This is a genomic window from Trebonia sp. (genome assembly GCF_030042015.1).
Taxonomy (GTDB): domain Bacteria; phylum Actinomycetota; class Actinomycetes; order Streptosporangiales; family Streptosporangiaceae; genus Trebonia.
Window position 1 is genome coordinate 1 of sequence record NZ_JASIAL010000353.1, and the last position, 6447, is coordinate 6447.

Genomic DNA, 6447 nt, shown 5'->3' on the forward strand with positions numbered 1-6447 from the left:
CCGGCGTCGGCCAAGCACGGCGTTTCGTGGGTGACGGTCGTGGACGGCACCGGGCTGATCGCGCTCAGCAGGTTCCGCGTGGTCGGGGTCGCGGTGCGCGGCGACAGCCTGCTTGGCAGCTTCGGCCAGGACGGCAGCACCGGAATCGCCTTGTGGTCCCTGCCGCTGCTGCGCATCTCCTCGGTGGCCGATGCCCCGGGCGGCGGACTGCTCCTGTCGTCGGCCGAGCCGGCCGGTCATGTGACGCTCACCGGCATCAGCGCCGGCGAGGTCGCCGGCATGATCAACTGGGCCCGGGGGTCGCGCCCGGCCGCCAGTAACGCCGGGACACGGACGTTATCCGCTGCCCGGAACGATCATTATCAGCCCGAACGGACACGGCCGGCTCCCCAGCGTCACCATCTCAGGCCGCCGGGTCGGGCACCGCGTCCGCGCCGAGCGTGATGACCGGGACGGCGGCACGGTCGAGTTCTGCGGCCAGCCCGGGGGAGACGCCGCGCATGAGCAGGCACCGGCCCGTCCGGTCGAACTCGCGGGCCGGTGCCCGCAGGCTCATGGCAAGGGCGCGCGGATTGCCGATATCCGCGGCGGTCAGGTCGACGATGGCCATGTCGCTGCTGGCCGCCAGGTGGCTGAGGGCGGCGCTGAGCCGGCCGAGCGCCGCCGGGCCGAGTTCTCCGGCCGGGCGCAGGACCGTGGTGAGCCACCCGTCGCGCGCCGCCGCCGCCGTCATCGCCGGCGTCATGACGCCCCCGAGGTCGCGACCGCGGACCCCGACGACGCGGCCGGGGACGACGCTGACGACGAAGTCGAGCCGGACGAGGTCGAGCCCGACGACGACGAGGTCGAGCCGGACGATGCGGACGATGTGCCGCCCGCCCGGCTCGTCGTGCCTGTGCCGGCCGTGCCGCTGGTCCCGGTGGTGGCCGTGCCGGAAGTGGCGGTGCCCGAGGTGGTTGCGTGCGCCGCCGCGGGCAGCGCCACCGCGATGGCCGCCGCGGCCGCCGCGCTCGCCACCCCGGCACCAGCGGTCACAGCGGCGAGCCTGGCCCTTCCCCGGCGGCGCGCGCGCCGCGCCATGGCCAGCTCGGCCCCGCCGGGTTCGCGCTCGGTCGTCATGGTTTCACTCCGTTTCATCGAATGCACCCGTTCCCGATTCGTCCCTACGCCCCCAGCCTCGCCGCTTCGGGTCTGCGGCAGGTGGCTGAAGCCTCTGCGGCTCCGCTGAGCCTGGCCGGCAGCCGGGCGGCCAGAGCGGACGAATACGCAACCCCCAGCCGGGGGTAGCATCCGGCTCGGCAGGATCGTCGATCTAAGGAGCTGAGTTGCGGTACTGCACATTCCGGCCGAACGCGGGCGCCGCGGGCGCCGCTGGCAGCTCGCAAGTCCCGCGCGACATGCCGGGTCGCGTCGAGGGTGACGAGGTGGTCGGCCTGGAAGCCCCGACGCTGCTCGATGTCCTCGCGATGACCCAGCCGCCCGGCGGCGGCCCCCGCTACCCGCTGGCCGACGTCACGCTGCTCGCCCCGATCCCGCGCCCGCCGTCGATCAGGGACTTCTTCGCCTTCGAGCAGCACGTGGCGACGGCGCGGGCGAACCGCGGCGCCGTCGTGCCGAAGGAGTGGTACGAGTTCCCCGTGTTCTACTTCGCCAACCCGGCCGCGGTGTTCGGCCCCGACGACGACATCACGTACCCGGAGGGCACCCGGGCGCTGGACTACGAGCTCGAGGTAGCCGCGGTCATCGGCGGGGACGGACAGATCGCCGGCTTCACCGCCATGAACGACTGGTCGGCCCGTGACGTCCAGCGCAAGGAGATGGCCGTCGGGCTCGGCCCGGCGAAGGCCAAGGACTTCGCGACGAGCATGGGCCCGGTGCTCGTCACCCCGGACGAGTTCGACGGGACCCACGCCGTCATGACGGCCAAGGTCAACGGCGAGGAACGATCCCGCGGCAACCTCGCCGACATCTACTACTCGTGGCCCGAGATCCTGGCCCAGGCCGCCCGCAACACGCGGCTCTACCCCGGCGACGTGATCGGCTCGGGCACGGTCGGCACCGGCAGCATCCTTGAGCACAACGACGGCCGCTGGCTGACCCCAGGCGATGTGGTGGAGCTGGAGATCGAGGGCATCGGCATCCTGCGCAACCGTGTCATCTGAAATCGCTCTCATGAATCACAAGACGCGTGTATCACCAGGCGGGCCCTCGCCGATCTGAAGAGTGCGGCTGACGTGCGTGCCCCCGAGCTCACGTCAGCCGTCGCCGGGCTTCGTCCGGCGGCTGGTCGCGACCCTGCGCATGGCGTCCGCCGGTCACCACCACCAGGATCTGCTGGAAGCGGAGACCGCGGGCGCAGCAGTGGTCCCTCAGGCAGCCGGAGTTCCTGCACGGCCTTGACCAGATCCGCTCCCGGATGAGCGCCCCTCTCTGACAATCAAAGTCAGGGGTTTCGAAATAGCCTTGGAGTAAACCTTTTGCACATGGGGGTGCAAAAGGTCTTCTGGTTATGTCCCACATCTCGTCAAGGTCGCGTTCTGGCAATACGGCAGCCGCCATCTGGCTCTTGGCCTGCTACGACACGTACACCTGACCCATCGCCTCCGCCCCGGCCCGTTCCCGTCCGTCACGCCAGCCCCTCCCGCTGGCCTCGCACGCGCCGGCCGGGATAACGGGAAAGAAAGGGCCACCCCTGACCGGTCCTTTCTTTCCCAATAATCGCCCTGTCCGGAATGTCCGGTTCCGGGATTCCGGCATACCGGGCATATCGAATCGTCGGGCGGCGGTCGGCGGGCACCCGGCGGCGGGGAGACGCGCCTGCACCCGGCCGCGTACTCGGAAAGGCCGCAGCTCAAACGCGAATAGGCCGCTGTCGCATATAACCGGCTCGATGCAGCATTCATCCGCTGTCGACCGGGACATGACAGCGACCGCGAACCGGCAGATTTGACATACGACATGAATCGCTGAACAGCGCATGCCGTGAGCGAGGCCAACGCGCCGTTACGATCACGTCATTCAGACAGAGCCAGTCTTCGCGATCATGGCCGGGCCCGGCGCGGAGACAGCGTGGTGGGCGCGGTGGGCGTCGCTGGCGGCCTGGGACCGCCTTCCCGCGAACGCCCAGGGCGACCGTCACTCCGGCGCCAGCGGCCGCGTTCCCGCGGCCACCGCGACATCGGAGGAACATTGGGATGCTCACTGGGGCAGCGCGAATGTCGCTGGTAGCGGCCCTCCCCGCCGGGGTACGGTTCGGGTATGACCACGACCACGACGCCCTTCGGCCGGATGCTGACGGCGATGATCACCCCCATGACCGCGGACGGCGCCGTCGACTACGACGGCGCGGCCCGGCTGGCCGCGTACCTCGTGGACGACATGCGCAACGAGGGGCTGGTGGTCAACGGCACCACCGGCGAGGCGCCCACCACGACCGACGCGGAGAAGGAGCGGCTCATCCGCGTCGTGAAAGAGGCCGTCGGCGACCGCGCCAGGGTGGTGGCGGGGGTCGGCACCAACGTCACCGCGCACACCCAGGAACTCGCCCGTCAAGCCGAACGAGCCGGGGCGCATGGCCTGCTCGTCGTCACTCCGTACTACAGCAAGCCCGCCCAGGACGCGCTCGCCGCGCACTTCAGCAAAGTCGCCGACAGCACGGGCCTGCCCATGCTGATCTACGACATCCCGGGGCGGACCGCGACCGCGGTGGCCACGGACACTCTGGTCAGGCTGGCCGAACATCCCCGGATCCTCGGCGTCAAGGACGCCAAGGGCGACGCGGCGGGCACCTCGATCGTGCTGGCCCGCACCGGCCTCGTCTACTACTCAGGCGACGACATGGTCAACCTGCCGTGGCTGTCGATCGGCGCGGTCGGGTTCATCAGCGTGACCGGGCACGTGGTCGGTGACCGGCTGCACGCGATGATCGACGCGTTCAGCGACGGCCGCAACGCCGACGCGCTGCGGATTCACCAGGAGGTCCTGCCGGTCAACGTCGGCCTGTTCCGCAACCAGGCCGCGGTCCTGACCAAGGCCGCGATGGACCTGCTCGGGCTGCCGGGCGGCGGCGTCCGCGGCCCGCTGCTCCCGGCGTCCGACGCCGAGCGGCGCCAGCTGCGCGAGGACCTCACCGCGGGCGGCGTCAAGCTCCCCGGCTGACGACCGCACGCCCCGCCGCGCCAGGCCCCGGCACCCGTGCCGCGACCCCGCGCGGCGCGCCGGCCCGATGGTGTACTCGGCAACGCGGATATGCTCAACTGAGCTGATGGACGTGACCGCAACGAATTGCCAATGTGGCGTCCGGGACAAGGGGTCCCGGTGAGCCACCCGCATCCGGAACTGAGCCCCCCGCCACCACTGCCCAAACGAGGCCTGCGCGTCGTCGCCCTGGGCGGGCTCGGCGAGATCGGCCGCAACATGACCGTCTTCGAGTACGGCGGGCGGCTGCTGATCGTCGACTGCGGCGTCCTGTTCCCCGAGCCGGACCAGCCGGGCGTGGACCTGATCCTCCCCGACTTCGGCTACCTGGACGGGCGGCTCGACAACGTCGAGGCCCTCGTGCTGACGCACGCCCACGAGGACCACATCGGCGCCGTCCCCTACCTGCTGCGCGAGCGCGACGACATACCGCTGGCCGGCTCCAGGCTGACGCTCGCCCTGGTGAGATCCAAGCTCACCGAACATCGCCTCGACCCGCAGACGGTGGAGGTCAGGGAGGGTAACCACTGCTCGTTCGGACCATTCGACCTTGAATTTTTCGCGGTGAACCACTCGATCCCAGACGCGCTCGCCGTGGCGATCCGCACCCCGGCCGGCGTCGTGTTGCACACCGGCGACTTCAAGATGGACCAGCTGCCGCTCGACGGGCGGCTGACGGACCTGGCGGGCTTCGCCAAGCTCGGCACGGAGGGCGTCGACCTGCTGATGTCCGACTCGACCAACGCCGAGGTGCCTGGCATCGTCAGGTCGGAACGGGACATCGCGCCTGTGCTCGACGAGGTGTTCGCCAACGCGGACCAGCGGGTCATCGTGGCCTGCTTCGCCTCCCACGTGCACCGGGTGCAGCAGGTGCTCGACGCGGCCGCGCACCACAGGCGCAAGGTCGCCTTCGTCGGGCGGTCCATGGTGCGGAACATGGGGGTGGCCCGCGACCTTGGCTACCTGCGGGTGCCCGGCGGGCTGCTGATAGACCTGCGCGAGGCCGAGGAGATGCCGCCAGGCGAGGTGGTGCTGATCTCCACCGGGTCGCAGGGCGAGCCGATGTCCGCGCTGTCCCGGATGGCCGGGCGGGACCACCCGATCCGGGTCGCGGCGGGCGACACGGTGATCCTCGCCTCGAGCCTGATCCCCGGCAACGAGACCGCCGTGTACCGGGTGATCAACGGGCTGACCAGGCTCGGCGCCCGGGTGGTGCACAAGGAGTCCGCGCTGGTGCACGTGTCGGGGCACGCCCCGGCCGGCGAGCTGCTGTACCTGCTGAACCTGGTCAAGCCGCGCAACTTCATGCCCGTGCACGGCGAGTGGCGGCACCTGCGGGCGCACGCGCGGCTGGCGGCGCTGACCGGCGTGCCGAACCAGCGCATCGTGATCGCCGAAGACGGCGTCGTCGTCGACCTGGTCGGCGGCAAGGCGGCCATCACCGGCGCGGTGCCCTGCGGGTACGTGTACGTCGACGGGCTCACCGTCGGCGAGGTCACCGAATCCCAGCTCAAGGACCGCCGCATCCTCGGCGAGGAGGGGTTCATCTCGGTCATCCTCGTGGTCGACGCCAGCAGCGGCAAGATCGTCGGCGGCCCGGAGATCCACGCCCGCGGCTCGGGCATCGACGAGAGCGCGTTCTCCGAGGTGCTGCCGAAGCTGGAGGAGGCCCTCGAGCGCGCGGCCGCCGACGGCGTGTCCGACTCGCACGCGCTGCGCCAGCTCGCCCGCCGCGTCATCGGCAAGTGGGTGAGCGACAACTACCGCCGCCGCCCCATGATCATCCCGCTCGTCGTCGAGGTCTGAGCGAGGACTCGCGCGGCTAAGCGGCGGGGCCGCCAGCGAAGAACGCGATAGATCTCGATTCCCGGTCGGCGTTACGATGGCACTGGCCACCACCGTCCACGGGCGCGAGGCGAGGTGAGCACGACGGCGGAGACGGTGCGGATCGGCGTGCTCGGCACGCTCCAGGTCCACGACGCCGACGGCCGCGCGGTGCCGGTCGGCGGGCACCGGGTGCGCGCGCTGCTGATCCTGCTTGCCCTGGACGCGGGCCGCGTGGTGCCGCCGCCGCAGCTGATCGAGCGGCTGTGGCCAGGCGACCGCGACGGCCGCCCCGCCGACGCCGCCAACGCCCTGCAGTCGCTGGTGTCCCGGCTGCGCGCGCTGCTGCGCCGGGCGGGAATCGGCAGCGGCCTGGTCGAGTCGTCCCAGGCGGGCTACCGGCTGGCGGTGCCGGCGGAGGCGGTG

General features: G+C 71.2%; 7 protein-coding genes. 5 read left to right on the forward strand and 2 right to left on the reverse strand.

Translation table 11 applies throughout. From position 1 onward, the window contains the following. The coding region (locus tag Q1N79_RS19145) for a hypothetical protein (RefSeq protein ID WP_300610804.1) at positions 1–444 on the forward strand (444 nt) is incomplete at its 5' end. Here the strand turns inward: Q1N79_RS19145 and Q1N79_RS19150 are convergent. Beyond that, positions 404–745, reverse strand: a complete 342-nt coding sequence (locus tag Q1N79_RS19150) for a hypothetical protein (RefSeq protein ID WP_300610806.1) — start codon at positions 743–745, stop codon at positions 404–406. The genes Q1N79_RS19145 and Q1N79_RS19150 overlap by 41 nt on opposite strands. Beyond that, positions 742–1119 carry a hypothetical protein gene (locus tag Q1N79_RS19155; RefSeq protein ID WP_300610807.1) on the reverse strand — a complete coding sequence of 126 codons (378 nt, stop codon included), beginning with the start codon at positions 1117–1119 and terminating at the stop codon, positions 742–744. The genes Q1N79_RS19150 and Q1N79_RS19155 overlap by 4 nt, the downstream gene beginning before the upstream one ends. Positions 1120–1325: 206 nt before the next feature. On the opposite strand from Q1N79_RS19155, the gene Q1N79_RS19160 reads away from it, so the two are divergent. The 4 genes from Q1N79_RS19160 to Q1N79_RS19175 form a co-directional block, all read left to right on the forward strand. Continuing rightward, on the forward strand, positions 1326–2162 hold the full coding sequence (locus Q1N79_RS19160; RefSeq protein WP_300610808.1) for a fumarylacetoacetate hydrolase family protein: 837 nt from the start codon (positions 1326–1328) through the stop codon (positions 2160–2162). 1096 nt (positions 2163–3258) lie between these two features. Then, positions 3259–4158: a 4-hydroxy-tetrahydrodipicolinate synthase gene (gene dapA, locus Q1N79_RS19165; protein WP_300610809.1), complete on the forward strand. Its 900-nt coding sequence runs from the start codon at positions 3259–3261 to the stop codon at positions 4156–4158. Positions 4159–4317: 159 nt separating this feature from the next. Further along, positions 4318–6003, forward strand: coding sequence for a ribonuclease J (locus Q1N79_RS19170; protein WP_300610811.1), 1686 nt, complete (start codon positions 4318–4320; stop codon positions 6001–6003). 114 nt (positions 6004–6117) lie between these two features. After that, positions 6118–6447 (forward strand): helix-turn-helix domain-containing protein (locus Q1N79_RS19175; RefSeq protein WP_300610813.1); only part of this gene is annotated, 330 nt, incomplete at its 3' end.

Excerpts from the sequence above, each read along its gene's own strand:
- Q1N79_RS19150 (WP_300610806.1), bottom strand. The coding sequence starts at position 745 with ATGACGCCGGCGATGACGGCGGCGGCGGCGCGCGACGGGTGGCTCACC.
- Q1N79_RS19155 (WP_300610807.1), bottom strand. The coding sequence starts at position 1,119 with ATGACGACCGAGCGCGAACCCGGCGGGGCCGAGCTGGCCATGGCGCGG.
- dapA (WP_300610809.1), top strand. The coding sequence starts at position 3,259 with ATGACCACGACCACGACGCCCTTCGGCCGGATGCTGACGGCGATGATC.